A 23,208-nucleotide genomic window follows, 5' to 3' on the forward strand; every position below is an offset into this window, starting at 1 on the left:
AATCATATTTTACAATAAAAGGTACAGTAGTCTGATGATATTAGATGGCGCTCTGGAGATCAGTGCAACGGCGCGGTATAGGATAATCGAATGATCATAAAGCCGCTGCGGAAGGCCGTGCTTCCGGTGGCAGGACTTGAGTACGCGCTTCATTCCGGCATCAATGCCATGCCGAAGGAAATGCTCACCGTCGTCGACAAGCCGCTGATCCAGTACGCCGCCGAGGAAGCACTCGAGGTTGGGATCAAGCAGATCACCTTGGTGACCGGGCGCGGCAAGAGCGCGCTCGAGGATCATTTCGACATCTCGTACGAGCTCGAGGATACGATGCGGTCGCGCGGCAAGTCGCTGGACGCGATCAGCAATATCCGGATGAAGCCCGGTTCGCCGGTCTATGTGCGCCAGCAGGAGCCACTCGGCCTAGGCCATGCGGTTGTGGTGCGCCCACGAGATCGTCGGCGACGAACCGTTCGCAGTCTTGCTCCCCGATGAACTGATGGTCGGCAAGCCCGGCTTCATGAAGCAGATGGTCGAGGCCTATAACCAGGTCGGTGGTAATGTGATCGGTGCGCTGGAAGTAGCCGATTGGGAAACCGACAAATACGGCATCGTCTCGCCGGGCGATCGACTGTCGGCTGACCGAAGTGGTCGCGTTGGTCGAAAAACCCAAGCGAGGAACCGCGGCGTCGAACCTGATGATCCCAGGGCGCTACATCCTCCAACCCGAGGTGATGCGGATCCTGGAGACGCAGGAAAAGGGTGCTGGCGGCGAGATCCAGCTAACCGACGCGCTGGCGCAGCTGATCGGCAACCAGCCGTTCCACGGCTTCACCTTCGACGGGCAGCGTTATGATTGCGGCGATAAGGCCGGCTACTTCCAAGCCAATCTGGCGATCGCACTGGCCCGCGACGATATCGGACCTGTCGCCTACGAGTTTGCGATGAGCCTGCTCGCGCCGAAAACAGGGTGATACAATACCGCCAGCACTAGATTGGGTCAAGGTCTTCACAATATGGTCTGCTAGCGCAGACTGTCCATTGCGCTACATCGCCACTATTATAAAATTATTACACCCTAAATTTCGAGAGTTCATAGTTACCTGATCGCGCAACCAAGTATCCGCCAATTAGGTATATAATACTAGTAGAATCGTAAATAGAAAGTACGGACAAACCAACTAAAACTCCTGCGACCATTCCAGTACAAGCCGCATCAGCACTAATTTTGTCCACATCAACTTCCGACAAACACAGATTGGCGCCTCTCGTAATTACTGCCAATACGAATATAATAAATGTTAATAGACCTACATACCCGTTGTCCACGGCACGGGTGATGTAGTAATTATCTAAAGTTAACGAGCTTCCAGTCCAAGCACGTATTCCAGCTACTGAAGTAGCGTTATTGTCTCCAAACCCGCTTATAGGATTTGATTTAAGTGCGTTAGTAGCATTATCAAGTTGAGTAACGCGACCAGCGTTGCTCATTGCCTCGTCCTTGCCGCCGCTGTTAGCTGCCACGGATAAATTATCATTAAAAAACGGTATTATGCTCACAGTTGCTATGCACAACCATACCGCAATTAAAATGCTGTACCATCGCTTTCGGAGCAGAAAAGCGAGTACAAAGTAAACAGACGAGGCCGCGAAGACAACTAGAAAAGAAGATCTTGTGTTCGATATATTTACTGCAATCCCTACGCATAGTAATGTCGCAAACCCAAGGCCTCTTTGCGACCCGCGCCCTTTAAGCAAAAGATGAATACCAATTGGGGCAATGCTTGCCAAAACTTGGCCAAATACCAGTGGATGTACGAAAATAGACTGCGCGCGCGCCATTCCATTACGCATCTGAACACTATTAATAGACGCGTTAGTGTAAGCATCCCCCTGAATCAGATCTTCAAAGCCAATTAACCTCGCTATGGGGGTATTGAAATACACCTCAACCACCCCTAATATAGTTGCAGCAATCCCTGCTAGTGCCGTAATAATAAATAATTTATCTCGGACTCTATTATCAGAAAATATAATAGATCCGGCCAAAAACCACGAACCGAGGTACAATAATTCAAGGGTTGTCGCTACCAATGACGCACTGCGGGTAGCGGAAAACAAATCACTTAAATAACGCCATAGCCAAAACATCATAAACGAAAAAATCAAGAAACTTGATCGCCGTATGGATTGAGCTAATTCCAACCTAGCTCTGTAGTTTAATACAACAAAGCAGGTACCTGCAGCTAACAGAAGTGTGCCATAAATCGAAAATGCACTAACGCCTTTCCCGCCTACTCCTAAGAAAAAGTATCTAGGCCATAGGAAAAACACTGCAATGCCAACATAAGACAGCATCCTCATTGGATACGTTAGCCTCGTAGCTGATGCTTGAGTTACTGCTGTTGAGTTAACGGCCACTGTAAATTCACCGTGAAAAATTTAACCTGGTCATACCCGGGTACTGATAATATGCAACGTCGTGCATCCTCCCGATCGGGATACATCATGGCATGGCAGGATTTAGATCGCTAATAGCGCTATCGCCGCCCGCGTTCCCGCGCCAGCTTGACTGCTAAGCTTGAACCCGCGGCCCGACCACAGACTAATTACACCATCCATGAAGTGCCTGCTCCAAAGCCTGTCGCAATATGCGAAGCACGGCGCGATCGTCATGATCTCCCCCTGAAAGTCCTGCAGGCGTAGCTGACATATCTATCGGGTCTTCCTGCGGGGCCGCCGTTAAATGATAGGCTAAAACGGCGGTGGAGAACCCTGTTTCTAAGCGGATTGGCCAGTTGCAGAGATGGCCTCGGCATCATCAGGCGACGCCGGGTTAAGAACGACGTTATGTCGTCGAGGGCCGCTGAAATCGGCGCCAGATAAGTGAGAATCGTGATCCGAATAATCGTCCATTTCAGGTGAAATCGATGCTCAACGATCGTCTGTACACTACGCATGCCGGCTACGAATGACTGCGGCGGCATCCCACGGGTAGGCCGCCTCGATCAATTTCCTACGCCGCGGCTTTCCCTGGACGGACGTTCTCATTGCATTCGACCACGCCAAGGGTCTCAGCGCCCGAGCTATGAGACCGCCCGGCACTCCAACGAGCGAAGTTAGCGCTGCCCGGACGATCAGCGCTTGAGATTGTTAATGCGCTCGGCGTAAAGCCGTAGCGTTCGCCAGCAGGCGGACCGAGGCGTGATAACCTCGCTCTTAGTTGCCGAACGCCCGGCCCGAACCAGTTTCGGCCGGGAGGCGGACGCGTATGTCCAGGGCCTTCGGGTCTAAAGGCGTTCGCGCTCGTCTAAGAGCGAGTTATCAACTTCCGGCTCACGGGCCGGCACCGCCTCGTCAATTTTGGGGCGGTGCCGCCGGCTGGGATAGCCGACCGGTACCGACACGAACGGGGGTCCGGTGTGGGTATGTGCGACAATGGCCGTAGCAAACGGCTCACCATCATCAAGACTATCGCGGTCGTAACGGCACCGATGTTGCTGGCCGCCTGTGGCGGCGGCGGCGGTGTCAATTCGTCCGGCAGCAACGGGCCGCCACCTGGAACGCCGACGCCAACGCCTGCCCCAACACCGACACCCTCCCCCGCGCCCACTCCGACGCCAACGCCGACCGCCGCAGACAGCGCCGAGTACAAAGCCTCGGCAAGCGCCGCGGCCATGAAGACCGCCTATGCCTATGACCGGGGCGTCACCGGTAAGGGGGTGACGATCGCCGTCATCGATACCGGCATCGATACGAGCGGCACCGAGTTCGCAGGGCGAATCTCGGCGGACAGCACAAGCTTCGACCAGAAGATCGCCCGCTGCGCGACCTGCGTCAGCGAGACCGTCCGCTACGACCTGAAGGACATCCAGGGCCACGGCACGCAGACGGCTGCGATCGCTCTTGCCGCGCGCGATGGTCGCGGCATGCAGGGGGTGGCACCGGATGCAACGCTGCTCGCGCTCAAAATCTCAGGGCCAAACCTGTCGAACGTCAGCCCGACCTCGGGGCCGGTGCCCGAGAGCGAAGGGCCGAACCCCGCACTGATCGCGCAGGCCATCACCCATGCCGTGACCAAGGGGGCCTTCGTCATCTCGATGAGCCTGAACGGCACGTCCGCGGGTCAATTCGCGGTCGATCAGCGCACGGCGATGGATCTGGTGCGCACGCAGAACCGGTTGTTCGTCCAGTCCGTCTCCAACTTCGTCGACGAGAACAGCTTCACCGGGCAGATCTCGCAGAACCTCGTCGGTACGGATCTGGCGAACAAGGACTGGTTCCTGTTCGGTATCCGCGTCGACAAGTCGCTGCAGGCCCCGTCCGGCAACGGACTGCCCGGGCCCCTGGCGGACCGGATGCTCGCCGTCGTTGCGGTCGATGTCCAGACCGTCGGCAAGGACGGTGAAGCAGTCACCATCACCGGCAACAGCTTCGCAGCGCCCGCGATCGCCGGGGCGGCCGCACTCCTCAAGCAATATTGGCCGCAACTGGGTGGCAAGGAAATCAGCCGCATCCTGCTCGACACCGCCACCGACCTCGGTGCAGCCGGGGTCGACGACAAGTTCGGTGCCGGCCTGCTCAACGTCGAAAAGGCGATGCAGGCGCAGGCTCCCGCCGCGTCGTTCACCGCCGCGCAGGCCGTGCTGGCGCGCTATGCGTCGCTGACGCTGTCGGCGCCGTTCGGCGGGGCGGCAGGCGCCGCAGCGCTGAACGACAAGGTCGGCAGCATGACGGTGCTCGACCGCTATGGGCGCGACTTCCGCATGACGGGTGCGTCCGGCATCCGCGCGCAGGGCTCCGGACTGCTGGCGGGTGCGATGCTGACACCGATCGATCCGCCCTGGATGACGGCAAGCGCCAGCGACACGCGCTTCGGCTTCGCCTCGTCTGCCACGACAGCCGGCTATCTACAGGGCGCTCGCTCGAACCGGCCGGCGGTTGCATCCTTCTCGCTGGCGCGTGGGCAGACGGTCACGTTCGGGGCGAACGTCGCGATTCTTCAGGGCAGCAGCCTCGCCGGATCACCGCTGCGCGGGATCGGCGCGACGCCGGTCGGGATGTCGTCCGCCTGGACCGGTGCCGGCTGGTCCGCGTCGTTTGCCTCCGGCACATCGCGCGATCGTCGCACGGCCCAGCGCACGCTCGCACTGGCGACGCCACTGGGGCTCGGAGTGGAACTGGCCGACCTCAGCGAGCGCGGCCGCATCCTCGGCATGAACGCTGGCCCCGCGTTCGGGCTTGTCAGTGCCGTGACGACGATGGCGACGCTGACGATGCGGCGGACGCTGGCTGGTGTCGCGTGGTCGGCGCGGGCAAGCGCCGCCACAACGCGGGTACGCGGCGGGTCCGACCTGATGCGCTTCGCGCAGCCAGTGCTCGGCACCGCTTACGCGTTCGAGGGCGCCCGCGGCCTGCTGGGCGGTATCGCGACATTCGGCCTGTCATCCCCGCTGCGGGTCGAGCGCGCGCGTGCGACGATGCTGGTGCCGGTCGCCTATGATCTGATGACGGGCACGCTGGCGACGCGCACCGCCTTGGTCGACCTGACGCCGTCGGCACGCGAACTGGATATCGAACTCGGTTGGTCGGCCGCGCTGTCGCCGACCTCGTCGCTGCGCCTGGGCGTCGCCCGCGCGTTCGACGCGGGACACGTCGCGGGCGCTACCGATACGGCCGGGTTCATGACGCTGGTGCTGCGGTGAGCTGTCACCGCGCCGCCCGGGCACCGCCCGCCGGCTGACGCCTGCGCCGAGCACGGCCAAGCCGATCACGACCAGGACCTGCGACGCCGGGACGGCTTTCCGGCGAACGATGTCGCGCGTCAGCAACAAAGGACAATGCAAGATGATCAGGACGATGGCGATTCCCACGATGATGCTGCTCGCGGCATGCGGCTCTGCGACCGTGGCGAGCGAGGATGCCCAGGCGAAGACGGCAGCGGCAACGGCGAAGCCGCTCGACATCGCCGGCCTCCGCCCGGGCATGAAGACCGCCGACGCGCTGACGCTCGTCAAGCAAGGCGGCTGGGCGGTTCGCGCCAATCCCGGCGACAGCTGGGCGGAAACGGTCGAGCAGGCGGTCGCGCAACGCCTGCAGAAACTGCCCCCCAGCTCGAAACGAACCGGCGTCTACAGCTACAGCGCCACCAAGGGCGAGGAGACCCTTTCGTTCAACATCGATCCGACGCCGGATGGCGGTCGGGTCGGGCTCGTTCAGTACCGAGCACCGCAAGCAGGCCGTACCTATGCCCAGATCCGCACCGAAGTGATCGGGCGCTACGGTCCGTCGATCTATGGCCCGCGTCAGGGCGTGCTGATCGCGCCCCGCGGCAAGGACGGTGAAACCCTGTCGCTCGAGGTGGACAGCACCGGCATGCATCTGACGTTGATGCCCGCCGCTGCCGCGGCCAGCGAGGCGCGCGCGGTGATCGACCGGGCGGTGACCGCCAGGGTCGGCAGCGTCGGCAAGTCGTTCTGAGGCGGACGGCGGATGGCCTACATCTTCGGTATGGTCCTGGGCGATGTGCTCGGCCGGATCGGGGTGTTCCGCGCGGCCGGTGCCGCGCTGCTGCTGGGCGGAGTCGGGTTCCTCGCCTACCGCCTGGTGGCGGCAAACCTCGATCCCGCGCTGGCGTACGGCGCTGCGGCAGCGGCACCGCTCGGCATGTTCGGTTGGGCGATCTGGCATCCGGCGGCGTCCCGGTTGCGGCTGTGGATCGTCGACGGCGTGTACCTCGCCGCGCGCCTCTCGATGTGGTGGGCGGGTCTCGCCTTCCTCATCGGCCTCGCCGCAGCCAGCTTCCGCCTCGACAGGTGGCTGAGCGCGGAGTGGCCGCAGGCAGCGACCGCCGCGCTGTTCTGGCTGGTGCAGCGGGCGCTCGGCGCGCAGGTTGCCCGCTCGCACCGGATCATGGGTGACCGCAGCGTCATCGCGGTGGACGCATGAGCGGCCGGTTGGCGCGGCGGATCATCGTGGCATGCCTAGCGGTGCCAGCGGTCGTCGCTGCTGCGGACACCGCACGTCGGCCAGTGGCGCTGCAGGCGACACGATGGCCGACTGGCGCGCTGCCGGCCTTGACGGGACCGGCTGCTACTGGTCGCCGCGCCAAGGCGGTCCGATCCACTTCGTCGCAGCCGGCGCCAAGGCAATGACCAGGGTCAACGGTCGCGTCGTCATCCTCAAGCCGCGCCAAGGCGCACGGGATCTGTTCCCGTTCACCGACGATGTCTGGCAGTCCGGCGACCTGACGATCCGGGTCGATGATAGCGCCCGCATCCGGGCGATGGGCTACGAGACCGTCACCACCGACGCGCTGCTGATCGTCAACCGCGCGGGTACGACGAGCCGCCTGCGGGGATCGCTCATCTGCGGATCGTGACGGCGTAGCGGACAGCTCGAAAGCAGGAGGACAGCCGCTTCGCGGCCATGGAAGGGGAAAGCAAGAAAGCCAGAAAGAGCCCGGGCAAGAAGGAGAAGTCGGCAGGATAGAAGGTTCAGGCGCACAACCCTGCCCCCCCTCGATTTGTCAGGCCGAAAGCCGAAAATCGCACTGCGCGTCCGGGCATGACAAAAGGGGCTTGGCTGACCGCAAAATCGGCATTTTGCTGCATGACAAAAAGGCGTTTTGTCATAGCGAAAAAGTTCGGCGCAATACCGTAAATTTGGGGCCCCCCAAATTTACTGCGCAAAAAGTGGCGGGCTCGGCCAACCTGCCTGATTTCACCCCGATTCCCGGGGCTCATCATCGGCATGAAATCTGCGTTTTGTCATGCCCCGGGGACCTCGTCTTCTCGTTGCCAAGACGGTCAGGCGCCTCGTTCGATGCGGTGTGGCGCGGTGCCGCGCCAGGTCCTCCACCGCCCACGAGCGGTTCCGGAAGGCGCAGCGGCAAATGCCGCTGACAGAGCTCTAGGGGGTAATGAACGCCTGGTACGATCCGGCTACTCGCATGAACGTCAACCCGTGACGGCTGCGCCGTCAGGCAGACGTTCGAAGACGGCCCGGGCGGGCCGGGAATGATCTGGAAGGTACCTAGCGGCTGTGCCGTGAAGGCGAAATGATGGTGCGGGGTCGGCGAGCAGCCCGCCACACCCGCGCAAATCAAGGACTTTTGCATGTATATCGTAACGCGCGAGCGCGAGCTTGCCCGGGCGCGCGCCCTGTCCGGCGCGCTGGCCATCGCCGATCTCGCCGGCTGGCGGATCGACCGCTCGGTGCCGATCCTGCCGATGCCGTTTCGGAATTATCTCCACATCGCTACGGCCGAACTGCTGCTGGTACCCTCGATCGAACCGTCGCGCGGCGATCTCGATACGGTCGAGCGTGGTACCCGCATCGCGCGGTGCGACGCACTGGTGGTGAAGGCGTCGAGCGAAGGTCACCACACGCTTTATTGCGCGGTTGGCGAATGGCAGCGCCACGCCACCCTGTGGCACCATGCTCGCCGGCTCTGGCTGTCGAGCCGCAACGAAGCGTGGCTGGTCCCCGGTCCGAATGAGCCTGAGGAGAGTGACGCCGTGTTCCGCCTGACCGGCAGCCGCCTGCGCCCCATGGTCCCTGCCCGTCTGACTGCCAGTGCAGGCCGCAACCTTGCGCCCGGTCTGGCGCGCGGCGATGCCTATATCGCTGCCGCTTGGAGCCAGCGCTGACCAAGATGCCCGCCGCATCCGTCCATCCGCCACAGGCGACATACTGACGTCATACGCACCATTCGCGGGCGTCTCCACCGTCTGGGTGCCGCACTTCTGCGGGTGGCTGGCGCGTGTTGGGGGAACCCCAGCCTGCCGGAGGCCAAGGTCGAAAGGGGGTAAGTCGAGACGGGGTAAGATGGTCCCCGAACCGGGGATGAAATTCAGGAAGAGGCTATGACCATCCACAAAATCGAAACCGTCCGCCGTCACGTCGCTGCCGTCACGCAGATGTTGCTCTGCAACTGCACCATGAAGCCCGGCGCCGCGATCATTGCCGGCGATGCGGTCGGGATCGAAGGGCGCCTCGCCCTCGCTCATCAGGCAAACATCAGCGGCCACGATCTGGTCTATCTGCATTTTGGCGACACGGCCGAAGGCTATGGCCTGACCAACATCTCGATCGTCGTCGCGCGGGACGGCATCTGCCTCGGCCAGACGGACTGCCGCCTGTACCTGCCAAAGGCCGGCGCGCGAGCGATGATCCTGCCGCAGGCCCATGTCCGCGGCCTCTTCCGTCTGTCGCCCGGCGAGTTGCTGCATATCGACCGCAAACCGGCCGATGCCGAGGACGGCATCGCACGAGCCCGCGCACGGCTCGCCAAACTGGTATCGAGAGGGGTGAGCGTCGTTGGTCGGGTCGAGATCAACACCTACACGCTTGCGGCCTGCTACGGCACACCGCAGTCGATCTGACAGTTCGACCGCGGCCACGACCTGAAAAGGGGCCCTTCAGTCTGCAAAGCGCAGACCTTGGCAAATTCCGACTCTGAACATGAAATTATCGTCATGTATTCACTCGGTTTCTACGCTCTTCCATGACAAATATTTCATAATTCTCAATCCACACTCAAATATCACTTTGCTGCGACTTCGATTATCGAACAAAAGACGTCAGGAAGAGGTAGATTTAACCTTCGTCATTTGTCAGTCTCCGCCATGATTGCTAAGCGCTAACAGGAAGATTGACGATTGCTTGGCGGGGCGTGGAGATCGGATGTCGGGCTTGTTCTATCCTTATCGCGGCGCGGCGGATGCGCTGGCTCACCTCGGCCCCTATGCCGACACGACCATTGGGCGCGGGTGCGGGATCAGCTATACCGACGGGCAGCAGATTTGTGTCCTCCGCCGGCCAGCCCGCGGGCAGCGCTTGTGGCTCAACGTCTGGCGTCGCCATGTTGCCTCTCCCCGACCCGCCCCGAGCCGACAGGGTGCCACCGGCTTCTGGCAGAACGTCGGCCATTTCTTCGAGCACGCAATCGAGCTTTACGGCGAATCAGAGTATCGGCGCTCGCAGGCTGACATGGCGGCTTCGCAAGCGCTGGTCGGAGCGGTCGACCGGCACATCTGGCAGCCCACGCATCAATGGCTACTCAAGCACAAGTTGTGGGCAGACACGATCGCCGTGACTGCGGACGTCGTGGGAGTGGTCGCTGGGGTCGTCGTCATTATCGTGGCAGGTCCCGAACTCGCGGTCGGCGCTGCGATCGTTGGGGGTACGGCGATCGTCGGCTCCGCAGTGCTGGCCTTGATTGATGGAACGGTGCTGGGCTTCGAACTCGCGGGCCAGGAGGAGACGGTCAAGACGATCGAGAGCAATGAAGGCGTGCAATGGGCGCGGATCATCGGCACGGTCATGACGCTGCCTGACATGGCAGTCGGTGGTGTCCAAGCCGTCCGCGACATCAGCCGCCTGCCGACCGAGATTAACGATGCGCGCGCCGTCTCCCGCTCGCTGACCGAGGCGGCGCAGGCGAAGCGCGCAGAGATAGCCAAGGTGCCGCACCCGGCCAAAAACCCACACAAGATCCAGCAGATCCGGACGCGCGCCAACAAATTCACCCGGGCGGCGGCGGATCAGGCCAAAAACGCCCGTAAGGCCGCGCGCGATCTCAAGGCTGCGCGGCTCGGCGCGACGGGCTCGTACGGGGCAACGCCGACCGGTGCTGCCCTATTGGCGACCTTGCCGCCCGATATTCTTCTGTCTGAAGAGCAGATGCGCCGGGACGAAAGAGCGAAGAAACTTTCCCTGACACCTCAAGGCGGGATGCCACGCAACATCCGGCTCGACATGCGGGTCAGCGGCGTCACGAAAGTCCAGCACTGATGAAGCCTAGTGATCCCGCCTATTGGCCGCCGTTAACAGTGCGTCTGGGGTTTGCGGGACAGGTAGCCATGGCTGCCGCGCTGCCGATCTGCTTTGCACAAGTCGTGACCCCTTGGATCGGCCTCGGCCTCCAACCATTTATTCTAAGTCTTTTTCTGGGATTTGGCTTGGGATTGATCGTCGGCACGTTGGGCGTGATCAGCATGATGCGCAGGCCGCTGCCGCGCTGGGGGGGGCGTTGGCAACGGTTCATCGGTAGGTCGCTTTTGATGGCGTGGCTCACTACCTTCGCCCTTGGGCTCGCAAACCCGTTGGGTCTAATTCCACCAACGTATCCCGGCGATATGGTCCCGATGGGATGGGTGGGTTTGGCCATCCTCATGTTACTATCGATCGCTGCATGGCCCATCGCGCGGTTGTTGCGCGATCCATCTGTACGATAGCGCCCTAAGTTTCTCGTGGTCGCGGCCGAAGGGAGACGAGGCCAACTTTTTTCAACCCGGCGATATTCTCAAGCTGTACCTGTACAGCTATCTCAACCCGGTGAGGTCGAGCCGCCGGCTGGAAGCGGGGGTGACCCGCAACCTCGAACTGATCTAGCTGTTGCGTAGGCTGCGGCCTGACTACAAAACTATCACCGACTTCCGTCGCGGCTACCGGAGCCCTTTCGAGAGGGTGTTCCGCGCCTTCGTCGCTTGAGGACGATCGCCTCTTCATTCAGGATCTGATGGACGAACATGCCCTGCCAGATAGCGAGCGGGCAGACGATCCGCGCGATGGCACCAACCGATGATCCTGCCGGTCGGCTACTTCATGATCCCGGCTTACCGACCGGGTGATATCGACGTCACGGCGATCGTTTGAACGTTACGAATAGTCCGGCGTTGTCGCTGCCGCCATGCCGGCAAGGACGCAAAGAGCTGGGATAAGCGTGAAGATGGGCACGTCGAGCCCTAAAGGTCGATGAAATAGCAGACCCGAAGGTGCTTGTCCGAACCAGCCGGTTCGCGACGCTCAGCCCCGGAAATACAGACCTATGATCCCCCTGCTCAAGCCGGCGAACGCGTTGCCCGACGCGCTGCAATATTATGTTGCCGCCGAACTCCTCGATGACCCGTTCGCCATAACCCTGTCGCCAGGTGGCGGTATGCCCGCTGACACCGTCCATCTGCCAGCGGCCAGCGTGATCCTGTCCGTTACCTGCGTTACGCAGCCGATGTTTCGTAACAAGGTTCACGACCTTGCGCGCGACTCCTCGATCGATGTCATCCTGCTGCGGTGCTGCCTGACGCCTGGTGACATCCTGCCGATCACGGCCGATGTCACGCTGGCAGGCGGCGGCCTTGCCCCATTCGACATGCATGACCTCAGCCTCTACCGTCACCGCGATCGCAAGCTCTGGCTAGTTCCGGAGTCCTTTGGCGGCGCGATCCGGCTCGGGCACGGCGGTGCCGAGCTGTGCCTGGTACCGCCCTATGAAACGCGCGTCGAACGCGCCGACGGCATCTATCGCTCCGCCAGTGAGCTCGCCGCCTTGCTCTATCCGTCGAAAACGAACTGATGGTCGGCAAAAGCGGCGCCGGCCCCCGAACGGGACGTCAGCGTCTGGATCGCTTGCGGCTGACGCTCCCACGACGCACGCGCCGGTCAAGGGGCAAGGTGGTCGGCGCTATGCCGCCGCTGATGCGGCGGATGATGATCCTCATCGTCGTCGCGCTTATCGTCTCCAGAAGCCTGGGCGTCAGGTAGCACGATCAGCGGGGCGGCGGCGGTACGCGGATCGCGTTCGCCGTCGCTCGAACGATCTGCCCGACCGCAGCCCGATTCACGAAGCGTGCAAGCGTGGCAGCAGGCGCCCGCGCGATCGATCGGGCAGCATTGCGACGCCTCGTGGATCTGGTCTCGAGCGGGTCTAGGTGTACCGCCCTGCCCCCGGCAATCCGGATCGGCGGGGTAACGAGCAGACAAACATCCTGAACGCCGAGCCTAGCTCGTGCACCTTGCAGCTTCGTGACGATGAATACTGCCCGCGTCACCCGCCAGCCGCCCGCCACGCGCTAGCACGACGGAGACGACGCCAGCTGCGGCAGTACACACGCGTTGACAGCGACGACGCGAGAGAGACGGAAACGACGTCGATCTCGCCTACCAGCACAGGCTGGCCGCCCGTCACGGGCGGTAAGGCAGATAGCGCAGGACCGGCGACGAGCCGCCCCTGCCGGGGGAGTTGGGAATGGAAGGACGTCTCCTAAGAGCCGGATGAAATGAAGGCTGGAGAGCGAGACGAACTCCAAAAAAAGGCCCCCGATCAATGACCACCACGAACCAGACCGCGGACACCATCGCGCGCGTCGCCCCTTCGCTCGTCCGCGACACGCGGGCAGCGCACGACAACCTGTTGCGGCAGGTGCAGCAGCGCGACGCCGAACCGGTCTATCACTACAGCATCATCAAGAACGTCGGCCACGTTCAACTGGCGATCTCGACATCCTATATCCCGGTCGACGACGAGACGGTTCATCAGACCCTGGGCGACGGCCGCGGCCATATCCTCATCGCGTCGTCGGTACCGCACCGCCGGCTCGCCCGGCCAGTTTTCGACATCGTCACGCGTCGCAGCGGACAGATCAAGCGCCGTAGCGGCTATCGGCTCTGGCTGGCCGCCGACGGTGACAGCGCCCTGCTTCCGGACCAGCCGGGTCGGCCGGTGTGGCGGGTCGTTGGCACCGCCCTGGTGCGGGCGAAGGCTACGCGCCTGAACGAGACCGAACGTCGCGAGGGATTTGCACGGGCCGACCGTATGCTCCGCCGTGTCGCGCGGGACGCCTGAGATGCCCAGCAAGGTAACGAACGCCGCGAAACCCGCGGCATCAGACGCCGGAACGGCGGTTCCTGCCGCACCCAGCGCGAGTGTCCCGGCCGCTACCCGCGACTATGCCAGCCAGGGACCGTTCGCTGGCGACGACCTCGACGGCAGCTTCGGGATCATTCCGTGCACCTTCAAGGGACGGCCCAACCGTATGGTCGATGTCGTCCACCGCCGCCTGGTCCAGTTCGGTCGACCGATGGTCGAGCCCCTGGCGCCGACCTGCACCCGCTTCGACGTGATCCTGCCGCCGCATACGCCTGACGCCTGTTACGATCCGCTAGTGCTGGCACGGTTGATCGATGCGCAGCGCATGCCCGACCAACAGGATCTCGCGATCCTGATCACGCTGCGGTTCGAGCATCACGCCCTGCTGCACCGCGGCTGGGAACTGGCGCGCGGCTTCGCGCTTCAGTGTCTCGCCACCGAGCGTGATACGCCGGTCGTCGCGGCGATGCACGTGCCACAGGTCGCAGGCCGACGGCTCAAGCCCCACGTCCACCTGATAGCATCGTCGCGGCGTATCCTTGGGTCGAACTGTGCCGACTTCGTGACCGACCTCCTGGGCGCTGACGCGAAGGCGAATACCGCCAAGCTCTGGTCCGACTGGCGTGCCGCAAACGCTTGATCGATCGTATGCATCCACCGCGACCCTCACCCCCGGCAAGCGTCGGCTTGCCGGGGCCGTTTTCCCGAACCTTGGATGTGCGCCTTGTGGTTCGCATGAGCGTTCGCATCTGGCGGGGCCCCAGGCGGCATCGATCGGGACCCCGGTATCAAACCCGGGCGTCACACGCCATTTGGTGCAGTTACAGCCGCAGCGAGACACCTGCGACAAGCTGCCGGCCGAGCAGGTCATACCCCATCACGGTATTGCCGCGAAGCAGCCCGATCCGCGAACGGCTGTCCGGAACAAGCGGCGGATCGCGGTCGAACACGTTGTTCGCGGCCAGCCGGAACGTCATCTGCTTGTTGATGTCGAAGCTGAGCGCGACGTCGATCCAGTTGTACGAGCCAACGCCGGGATATTGATCGCGGCGTGCGCTCGCGTCCTGCACCGGGATGCCAGTGTCTTCGGGCGCATAGTTGTCGAGCGGCATCGCCCCGCGGTGTCGCCAGTTGACCGACAGGCTGGTCGAGCGGTCGGGCGCGGTCCAGGTGGTACGGAGCTGGTGTGCCCAGCGCGGCATGCTTTCACCACAGAGATTGCCGAAATACCCCACGCAGTTCCGTGGCTCGATGGTTGGCGACGACTGCGAGCCGACGCGGGTCATCAGCGTCCCATTGAAGCTCATGTCGAGCCGACCGACACCGCCCAGGCCGACGTTATACTGCCCTTGAAAATCCCAGCCGTGCGACTGCGACTTGTAGCCATTGGCCGAGCCACGAGCCACCCAACCCGTTGCCGGGCTGGTCGCTGGCGAACTGGACAGCGTACCGGTGCCGGGGTTGCGGACGATGCCGCGGCAGAAATACTCGTTCCCTGTGGCCAGGCACTCGCCGATGATGTTCTGCGGCTGGAGGAAGTCGAGCTGGTCCTTCAGGTCGATCAGCCAGCGGTCGATCGACACCGTCAGGCCGGGCAGGAAGCGCGGGCGCAGCACGACGCCGAACGTCTTGGTATAGGCGCTTTCCGGCGTCAGGTTGAAGCCGCCTTCGCGCACGGTACACCGATCGTCGGGACAGATGAGCGAGGCACTGCCGTAGAGATTGTCGGGAAGACCGGTGTTGCGGCACTGCTGCAACGTCGCCGACGGCGCGAGGCGACCGCCATTTGGGTTCGATGGATCGACCCGCGGCGCGCAAGGATCGGAATAGAAACCCTGGTTCCAGAAGATGTTGGCGGCACCCTGTGCCGTGCTGACGCCCGGCGCCGCCTGCGACTTGTTGTAGGACGCGCGCAGCGTGATGTCGGGGATCGGCGACCAGAGGCCCTCGACCTTCCAGGTATCGAACTTGCCGTCGAGCCGGTTGTATTTCGATACGCGGTAGCCGGCATTGACCTGCAACAGCTCTGCGAACGGGCGGTGTTCGATCAGCGGCGCCTGGATCTCGGCATTGGCCTCCAGGATGCTCTGCGTGAAGCGCTGGTTCTCGCCGCCATTGTTCTGCTGGAAGATCTCGTTGACGATCGTCCGTTCCATCTCCTCGCGATACTCCGCCCCCAGGGCGATCGCGATCCCCTGTTCCGCGAGCGGCGAGGTGATGCCGTATTTGCCCAGGTCGCCGCTGACGGTGCCGACGAACTGCAACAGCCGGGGGATGCGCGTGCTGATCCCGCCGGTCGCACCGCCATAGAGATACTGGTTGAGTGCGGCGTCCTGATTAAACGGTGCGAACGCGTTGAAGGGTACGCATGATGGATCGGTGCCGTTGACGACCGCGCGACAGGTCGGCGTGCCGTTGACGCGGACGACGTCGAGCGACCGGTTTATGTTGTCGTAGCGCGCGATCGGCACGTCGATGGTGTCGAGCCGCGCCCGCGAAATCATGCCCGCGAGATCGTAGGACCAAACGTTGTTCAGCCCGCGCCCTCGAACCCCCGCGACGATGCGGTACCCCTCGTTGGTGAAACGCTGCTGCACCAGCGGCAGTCCGTCGAAGCGATAGCGGACGTCGATCGGCGCATATTGCCCGGCGATGCCGGCGTTGTCGCCGCACAAATCTCGCGCCTGCGAGCCCGACAGGAACGCGTTGTCGCAATTTACCCGGAACGGATCGGTGCCGTACGCGGCAAAATTGAAGGTGCGATTGAGCTGCGTGTTGTAGGATTTGTCGCGGTAGAACAGACCGTTGCCGTAAAGCTCGATATCGTCGCTGATTTTCGCAGTCAGGAAGCCGCCCACGTTGATGCGATTGAAAGCGCGCTGCACCGCCCAGTTGTCATAGGGGTTGGCCGAGGTGCCCTGCGGTCCGCTGTTGATCGGAATGAAAGTGCCATTGCCGTTGGGATTGTTGACCAAGATCTGCCCGGCGCGTGGCCCCGACTGTGGAATGATCGTGCCTGCTGGCGTAAAGCTGGCGCGCGAACAGCCGAGGGGCGAGGTATTGGTCGGCTGGACCGCCTCGCAGACCGAATAGGACCGATCGACCAACTCTACCGGATTGGACTGGCGATAGTTGACGAAGCCGGTGATGTTCACCCGGTCGTGGAACAGGTTTGCACCTGCAGCAAGGCTGACGTCGGACCGTCCGCCATCGTTGGTCAATCCACGTTTGGCGTTAAACCCGGCGCGACCTGCCGCATCGGTGACAGCATTACTGTCGTTGTCGTGGTTGAAGAAGCTGTAGTTCGCATCGGCCCGGATACCTTGGAAGTTCTTCTTCAGGACGAAGTTAACGACGCCCGACACTGCATCCGAACCGTAGACCGACGAGGCACCACCGGTCAGCACGTCGATCCGCTCGACCAGCGCGTTGGGGATGATGCCAACGTCGACGGTGTTGGCGAGACCGACGCGCAGGCCGTCGATCAGCGTCAGCGTCCGCTCATAGCCTAAGCTACGCAGCTTGATCCGCTGACGACCTTCGGAATCGCTAAAATTCTGTTCCGAGTTCACCTGGACCTGCGGCAGGCGGTTCAGCACTTCCTCGATCGTCGTCGCGCCTTGTGCCGCGATTTCCGCGGCGGTCGTGGTTACGATCGGCGCGGCAGACCGGTTGTTCGGACGCGTGATGCGCGTGCCGGTCACGACGATGTCCGACCCCTCGCGCTCCCCTGTGCGAGCCGTGTCCGCAGCCAGCTTGGCGGACGCGACGGGATCGCCGATCGCAGTCTGGCCATCCTGCGCACTGTCGCTGGCACCCGCGTTCGAAGCACTCACTTCGGTCATCTGGGCCTTAGCCTGAGCTGGCAACGCAACCAACGCCGCCACGCAACATGTCGTGGTCATCAACCCCTTGAACAACACCATTTCTATCACCCCCTGTGTTGCCGATCGGGTCCTTTGGATGATCCCGCGCGCTATCGACTGCTGCCGACCCTATTCGGAGGCAGTCGGTGAACGTTACGTCGCTCGCTCATCAGGAGCTCTTGCCCCGTGAGCTCGTCAACAGTGTTCGGCAGTACCATCCGGACCCTCGGACAGGCACATGCTGTCATGTCCGCAATATCAAAACAATACCAATATTGCGAAAAACCACGGGTGGTATGACATTTTGTGTTTTGTCCGTCGCAATCGGTATTGATCACGACAATTGGGCCTGTTGACCTACTTCGAACGGCAGTCCGCCCTACGCGGAACCGCTGTAAGCGTGTTTTGAGGGCCTCGGTTACTGGGTACCCGGCCGGCTGGTTGAAAGGCACTCTTTAGCGGGGCATCAAGGTCGGATCAGGTCGTAGAGGCCGTGTGCTGGTGGGCAACGACTTCTCCAAGCGCAGGCGTGCGATCGTTGTAGATGCTTCAGTGGCGGCGTGGTACTGCTCTGTTCCGCTGTGTTTGGTGAGTTTCCTGTTGTGGCCATTCGCTGGACCTTCGCTAAAAGGGAAGTGCTGCTTTTCCAAAAGCTGCGTCCATAATGTTCGAGGCATCGATCCTAAAGACGAGCATCGCGACTTTGGCGTTCGTAGTAATGCTGCCTTCTGCTTCGTGCGCGTCGGTACAGGCGGTCGCTGGCAGTCGGGAACTGGCGCACCCTTGGGTGAAGGGCGCGGCCGGGCCATATCGCCGGACCACACTTATCCTCACACGTCCGGCGGGTAAGGCGACATCCCGCTTCATGGGCGTTCTTGACGTGGGCGGAGGCAAACGGCTGGCGCTCAATGGCCCCGACGAACCCGATGATTTATTCTACCTCGACGTGAAAGCGGTGGTGTTCACGCCGATCGACCGTTCTCGCGCCAACGGTATTGTCGTTCTCTACAACAGCAGCAAGATCGGGCCGGGTAACGGCACCGATCAACGCGCGCTGATTTACCGTGTTGAAGCAGATCGGGCTGTGCGTCAGCCAGCAATTGAGGAACGTTTGGAAGGCGTGAAGAACGCGGCGGAGGCGCGAGCCAAGCTCGCGCGGGTTCGCTCATGACGATTCCCTACCCCGCAGCGCTGACTGCGATCCGGCTACGCTCGGCCGCGCAGCTTCGCCAGGCCTTTGACGGGATAACGATTCGGTGAAACCGTCGAGCTTGGGACGTTCATCGGCGCCAGGCGTCTACATGCGGTCACTATGCTGTCGCAGGGTGAAACTGCCGCCCTCCTGATCGAGATCAACCAGCAGGCGTTCGTCAACCGATCAGCGCATCTGGTACGACGGGAAACGCCTGCATGACGGCGACTGCCAGGGCAAGCCACACGGTGATGACGAGCAGACTTCCGCCCCAGCCGGAAGACGGCGGCTTACTGCGGGGCGCGATGTCCCACCGACGCGCATGACGGCCGCAAAGTGTCAGCAACCCCCAGCGAAGCAGGGACGAAGCCATCCAGTCAAACTCTCCCCAGCCCGTTTCCGCAAGTAGATGCACCGGCGCACGCTGGTAGAAACTGAGCAAACGTGCCGCGCCGCGTCGGACAGGATCCAGCGCTGGATCGCCACCAAGACGGAACAGCACAACAGCAGCGGCCGTCACCTGCTACAGCGCGCCTGGCAGTGTGGTGCTGCACGATGGCTGCCGGATACCGGATTGGTCCGCAATGCGCAGGGCCGTGGCGATCACCGGATCAGAGCATGTGCCGCCAATGTCCATGTACATAGCCGTGCCCCGGCCGGATATCAGGCCGGAGGTCCGGATACGGCGTCGGGATTCGGCAGGCAGCCCCGAGCGGATCGCGTTTATGGCGACCCAGCCGCTCTCCTCACTTACTGGGTTCAACAGCAGATAGACATGTGGCCCGGTATCTGGCGGGCCGCCGTTGGTCGACGTACCCGCGTCACATCCGGCGACTAGGACGGCGAGCGCCATCGTCAGAACGTGTGCCGACCTCACCAACCGCGCCCCCGCACGAAGCTGCCGAGATCACGTCGTGGTGTATTCGGGCGGAGTAGCCTGTTGGACACGTCTCGAAGCTGCTGCGTGAAGTAGTCGTGTTCATGTAGGTCTGCATCGCGGTCTGAGCAGGCCGCTAGCTCACCAATATCAAGTTTGACACCATAATCATTATAAGAAATCGCAGTGTTCACAGATCGCCTGTGCCGCTGTCTCGGGCCTGTCTACCGGAGAAGGTGTTTTCCGTGTGATAGCACGAACATTGATCGGGGTAGACGTGGTTTCGGGCATACGGTCAACCATCGCTTGCGACAGCATAGCGATTTCGGTGCAGTGGCAGCGCGAGTGGCTTCGCTCCTCGTGTTTTACGAGGAAAACACCTTAACAGCAGCATGCGCAATGCGGTGTGATGATAGGGCTTTGTGCTTTCGCACGGAAAACCCCGTCAGCCTCCAAGCCGCTAGCGGTTTGCGATCGCTCGAACCAACGATGCCATGCTACCCGTTTCCGCCTATGAACGGTTTGCGATATATGGGCGGACGTTTGGGTCACGAACATCATCTGGCGAGCGACATTGTCGACGTGTCGACGTGTCGAGCATGACCAGTTTATGCGTCCCCGACGAAACGCCTCCACGCGCGCTTTCGGTATAGGCGAGCACAACTGAAAGCCTGGAGACTGCGATGCGCGTGCTGGTGACGGGATTGGGCGACATCGCTCGCAAGGCTTATCTGCCAATATTGGCAGCTCTTCCGGAGTTGGACGTGCATCTGGCGACGCGCGATCTAAAAGTGCTGCATGATGCCGGACGCGCGTTCCGCGTGTCGCATTTGCATGCGAACATCGAGCAAGCGTTGGCGACCGCTACGTTCGATGCAGCGTTTGTCCATACCGCGACCGGCGCACATCCGGCGTCTGTCCAGTTGCTGCTCGAGCGGCGTATTCCGACCTTTGTCGACAAACCACTCGCCGATAACCTTGCTCAAGCGCAGCATCTTGTCGCGCTTGCCGAACGTCAAGCGACGCTGTTGATGGTCGGCTTCAATCGCCGCTATGCGCCAGACTATGCCGCTCTTCGCGACACCGGCGCCAGCCTGATCCTGATGGAAAAGCACCGCCATAAACAGCCGGATACGCCGCGGCGGGTGGTGTTCGACGACTTCATCCACGTCATCGACACGCTGCTGTTCCTTGCGCCTTCTCCCGTGCAACGCCGTACCATCGAAACGCATGTCGAGCATGGGTTGCTCAAGACCGTTACACTGATGCTGATCGGCGAAGGTTACACGGCGATCGGCACGATGCACCGGGATAGCGGGCTGGACGAGGAGCGCCTGGACGTAATTGGGAACAGCGTACGGCAATCGGTGCAGAACATTTCCCAGACGACGAGATCCGCAGGATCGGAGTGCAGGCAGCGGCGTGGTGACTGGACGTCGGTCGGACGCCAGCGCGGCTTTGAAGCGATGTGCGCCGATTTCCTGTTGGCCGTACGCGAGCAACGTCCGACTCGTGCCGCGGACATTCTATCGACCCACGCGCTTTGTGAAGCCGTCACTGCCCTTGCCGATGCGCAGTTACGGGATTGAACGTTCAGCCTCCGGCATTTGGCACGGCTGAGCCCTTCTCACGAACTCGACATGTCGACTTGTCGACCAAATGAATTGTAACTGATGATGCGATCTTTGCCCGGCCGGCAAAATACAGGAAGCTCAGAAACTTATAGGAAGCGTTGGCCCGCATGATCCTTGAACAGATCTGCATTGTGAACATAGTCGGCGAGCACCTGCACCGATTTATGCCTGCTGACTTCCTGAAGCTTGAAGATCGTCGCGCCTTGCGATGCGGCCTCTGTGAGAAACCCTGCGCGTAAGGAATGCCCGGCAAACTGCGTCGGATCATAGCCTGCCGCTGCCGCGTGACGCTGGACCAAGCGCGCAATCGCACGGTCTGACATCGCAGCAGCGGTCAGCGCATCGAGCCGCGACAGGCGCCGAAAAACAGCGGTCCTTCGACATGCCCCGCCGCATCCATCCACGCGAGGAGCAACGCCTTTGGCCGAAGGCGAGAGCCCTCGGGGATGGCGATGACGATGCCTTGCCGGGCCTGATCGGTTTTCGAATGAGCAATCGTTACCCTGATCCCTTCGGGTACGAGTCCGATATGCTCGACCTGCAGCGCGACGATCTCGGACCGCCGTAACGCCCCGGCCATGCCTATTGCCAGGATCGCGCGATCGCGAAGCGCCCGCAGACCTTCGCCGTCGATCGCGGCCAGCATGTTGCGGAGCGCGGCCGCGTCTGCGGGGTGCTTTTGTCGTTTGGCACCGCCCTGTTCCGCGCGAATGCCGGCGAGTACTTGAGTCAGCCGGCCCGCGGTCGGCATCGCGGTCGGCGCCGGATAGCCGCCAACGCGATGATGATGTCCGATCGCAGCCACCCGCCGATTGATCGTTGAGGGTTTGAGCCCGGCGTCTGCCTGGTCACTGGCAAAGATCGCGACGATGTCTGGCAGTGCAGGCAGCGATGCCAAGCCGTGCTGCGTGCACCAGGTGGTGAAGATCGCCCAGTCGGACTCATAGGCACGCCGCGTCGCGGCCGCATGGGCCGCTTTAGCGTACGCAACCGCGCGCTCGACCTTTTCATGGAGGATCGCGGGCAGCATCGGTCTGCCTGATGCGGCCGTGACGAGCACTTCTGATGACGCTCCGGGGTCGGGATCGTGGAGTTTTGGCGGAGGGGCGCGCGGCGGAACCATACACACATTGTGCTACCGCGCAGTTGCGGGCGCTACCCTCATGTCCGGGAATGACAGTTATCGGACACAAGGGTGAAGTTTGCCCCGTAGGCTAGCACGACATACAACGTCGTCATCACGCCCACTCCCGGACGTTCCGGTGGGCAACTTGCGGGCTCGAAAGCAGACGTCTGTTCATCACGATGCCCCCTACTCAGCCGTTCCTGATGCAAAGATCAAACGCCTGCATCAACGCAAAAACGCAAGGCGGTCGGTCCGAAGTTGACCACTTCCGACTATCCTCGCGCGGCGATCTACCTACTTTGATATACTCGTCTATTTAGAGCGGTATGGAACGAAATTGCCGATCGTACAGCTACCGCTGGGCTTCCCCGATGGCACACCGATCGTATGTGCAATGTCGCCGCGGCACAGCCGCGCCTTGAACGGGTAGGTGATTAGCGTGTCGCCAAACGAAACCCCTTCGCAGCCACCGCTGGTTTCAGTAACATAAATGAGCTTCGGGCCGACCCAGTATATCAGCTTCTTGCCATAAGCCGATAATCGCGGGTGCGACCGTTGGGTGTTAAAGCAAGTCTCTTTGGATCCAACCGTCTTCCCTGCGAGCAATTTGTCGTACGCCCGCTCGGCGCGGCTGGGCCGCTCCGCCTGCCGTGACGATGCAGATGCCGCGACGATAGTGGCAACACTAAACGCACTAACCGTGATTGAGGTCATCAGGAAACGCATGTTTCAAATTCCCGTTATTCTGACTGCCGGGCAATGATAACAGCGAAGAGAATAGTTGAAAGTACCGGTTCCAACCTGCTGGTTCATAGGGGCATGCCTCTCAATCGGGAATGCTGCCATGTCGTGGCTGCAAAAGCCA

General features: G+C 61.8%; 19 protein-coding genes and 1 pseudogene. 14 read left to right on the forward strand and 6 right to left on the reverse strand.

The window, feature by feature from the left end; all coding sequences use genetic code 11:
• Window positions 1–90 precede the first annotated feature (90 nt).
• Window positions 91–971 (forward strand): annotated as a pseudogene (locus O6X71_RS20090) (UTP--glucose-1-phosphate uridylyltransferase).
• A 97-nt stretch (window positions 972–1,068) separates the two neighbouring features.
• Here O6X71_RS20090 and O6X71_RS20095 read toward each other — a convergent pair.
• Window positions 1,069–2,355, reverse strand: a complete 1,287-nt coding sequence (locus O6X71_RS20095; protein ID WP_353467431.1) for an O-antigen ligase family protein — start codon at window positions 2,353–2,355, stop codon at window positions 1,069–1,071.
• A 1,070-nt stretch (window positions 2,356–3,425) separates the two neighbouring features.
• Here O6X71_RS20095 and O6X71_RS20100 point away from each other — a divergent pair.
• The 11 genes from O6X71_RS20100 (at window position 3,426) to O6X71_RS20150 (ending at window position 14,288) form a co-directional block, all read left to right on the forward strand.
• Complete coding sequence (locus O6X71_RS20100; RefSeq protein ID WP_353467432.1) at window positions 3,426–5,702, forward strand: S8 family serine peptidase; 2,277 nt, start codon at window positions 3,426–3,428, stop codon at window positions 5,700–5,702.
• Between the two features lie 142 nt (window positions 5,703–5,844).
• Complete coding sequence (locus O6X71_RS20105) at window positions 5,845–6,477, forward strand: hypothetical protein (protein WP_353467433.1); 633 nt, start codon at window positions 5,845–5,847, stop codon at window positions 6,475–6,477.
• A 12-nt stretch (window positions 6,478–6,489) separates the two neighbouring features.
• Window positions 6,490–6,945 carry a hypothetical protein gene (locus O6X71_RS20110; protein ID WP_353467434.1) on the forward strand — a complete coding sequence of 152 codons (456 nt, stop codon included), beginning with the start codon at window positions 6,490–6,492 and terminating at the stop codon, window positions 6,943–6,945.
• Window positions 6,946–6,976: 31 nt separating this feature from the next.
• Window positions 6,977–7,378, forward strand: coding sequence for a hypothetical protein (locus O6X71_RS20115; RefSeq protein WP_353467435.1), 402 nt, complete (start codon window positions 6,977–6,979; stop codon window positions 7,376–7,378).
• A gap of 736 nt (window positions 7,379–8,114) precedes the next feature.
• Window positions 8,115–8,648: a hypothetical protein gene (locus O6X71_RS20120; RefSeq protein ID WP_353467436.1), complete on the forward strand. Its 534-nt coding sequence runs from the start codon at window positions 8,115–8,117 to the stop codon at window positions 8,646–8,648.
• Between the two features lie 216 nt (window positions 8,649–8,864).
• Window positions 8,865–9,383, forward strand: a complete 519-nt coding sequence (locus O6X71_RS20125; protein ID WP_353467437.1) for a hypothetical protein — start codon at window positions 8,865–8,867, stop codon at window positions 9,381–9,383.
• A gap of 301 nt (window positions 9,384–9,684) precedes the next feature.
• Window positions 9,685–10,794, forward strand: a complete 1,110-nt coding sequence (locus O6X71_RS20130) for a hypothetical protein (protein ID WP_353467438.1) — start codon at window positions 9,685–9,687, stop codon at window positions 10,792–10,794.
• Window positions 10,795–10,862: 68 nt separating this feature from the next.
• On the forward strand, window positions 10,863–11,237 hold the full coding sequence (locus O6X71_RS20135; RefSeq protein ID WP_353467439.1) for a hypothetical protein: 375 nt from the start codon (window positions 10,863–10,865) through the stop codon (window positions 11,235–11,237).
• Window positions 11,238–11,830: 593 nt separating this feature from the next.
• Window positions 11,831–12,355: a hypothetical protein gene (locus O6X71_RS20140; RefSeq protein ID WP_353467440.1), complete on the forward strand. Its 525-nt coding sequence runs from the start codon at window positions 11,831–11,833 to the stop codon at window positions 12,353–12,355.
• Between the two features lie 750 nt (window positions 12,356–13,105).
• Window positions 13,106–13,624: a hypothetical protein gene (locus O6X71_RS20145; RefSeq protein ID WP_353467441.1), complete on the forward strand. Its 519-nt coding sequence runs from the start codon at window positions 13,106–13,108 to the stop codon at window positions 13,622–13,624.
• Window position 13,625: 1 nt separating this feature from the next.
• Window positions 13,626–14,288 (forward strand): hypothetical protein, encoded by a 663-nt coding sequence (locus O6X71_RS20150; RefSeq protein WP_353467442.1) that lies wholly within the window; start codon window positions 13,626–13,628, stop codon window positions 14,286–14,288.
• Window positions 14,289–14,469: 181 nt separating this feature from the next.
• Here O6X71_RS20150 and O6X71_RS20155 read toward each other — a convergent pair whose 3' ends face one another.
• Window positions 14,470–17,493, reverse strand: a complete 3,024-nt coding sequence (locus O6X71_RS20155; protein WP_353467443.1) for a TonB-dependent receptor domain-containing protein — start codon at window positions 17,491–17,493, stop codon at window positions 14,470–14,472.
• Window positions 17,494–18,379: 886 nt separating this feature from the next.
• On the opposite strand from O6X71_RS20155, the gene O6X71_RS20160 reads away from it, so the two are divergent.
• Window positions 18,380–18,685, forward strand: a complete 306-nt coding sequence (locus tag O6X71_RS20160) for a hypothetical protein (protein WP_353467444.1) — start codon at window positions 18,380–18,382, stop codon at window positions 18,683–18,685.
• A gap of 199 nt (window positions 18,686–18,884) precedes the next feature.
• Here the strand turns inward: O6X71_RS20160 and O6X71_RS20165 are convergent, their stop codons facing one another.
• Window positions 18,885–19,226 carry a hypothetical protein gene (locus tag O6X71_RS20165; RefSeq protein WP_353467445.1) on the reverse strand — a complete coding sequence of 114 codons (342 nt, stop codon included), beginning with the start codon at window positions 19,224–19,226 and terminating at the stop codon, window positions 18,885–18,887.
• Between the two features lie 1,040 nt (window positions 19,227–20,266).
• Here O6X71_RS20165 and O6X71_RS20170 point away from each other — a divergent pair.
• Window positions 20,267–21,172, forward strand: a complete 906-nt coding sequence (locus tag O6X71_RS20170) for a Gfo/Idh/MocA family protein (protein WP_353467446.1) — start codon at window positions 20,267–20,269, stop codon at window positions 21,170–21,172.
• Window positions 21,173–21,303: 131 nt separating this feature from the next.
• Here O6X71_RS20170 and O6X71_RS20175 read toward each other — a convergent pair whose 3' ends face one another.
• The 3 genes from O6X71_RS20175 to O6X71_RS20185 all read right to left on the reverse strand — a co-directional run bounded on the left by O6X71_RS20175 (window position 21,304) and on the right by O6X71_RS20185 (window position 23,069).
• Window positions 21,304–21,540: a tyrosine-type recombinase/integrase gene (locus O6X71_RS20175; protein ID WP_353467447.1), complete on the reverse strand. Its 237-nt coding sequence runs from the start codon at window positions 21,538–21,540 to the stop codon at window positions 21,304–21,306.
• A gap of 11 nt (window positions 21,541–21,551) precedes the next feature.
• Entirely contained in the window at window positions 21,552–22,247 is a 696-nt protein-coding gene (locus tag O6X71_RS20180) for a hypothetical protein (RefSeq protein WP_353467448.1), read from the reverse strand.
• Window positions 22,248–22,655: 408 nt separating this feature from the next.
• Window positions 22,656–23,069, reverse strand: a complete 414-nt coding sequence (locus O6X71_RS20185) for a hypothetical protein (protein ID WP_353467449.1) — start codon at window positions 23,067–23,069, stop codon at window positions 22,656–22,658.
• Window positions 23,070–23,208: the final 139 nt, after the last annotated feature.

The organism is Sphingomonas faeni, from assembly GCF_040407505.1.
Lineage (GTDB): Bacteria > Pseudomonadota > Alphaproteobacteria > Sphingomonadales > Sphingomonadaceae > Sphingomonas > Sphingomonas faeni_E.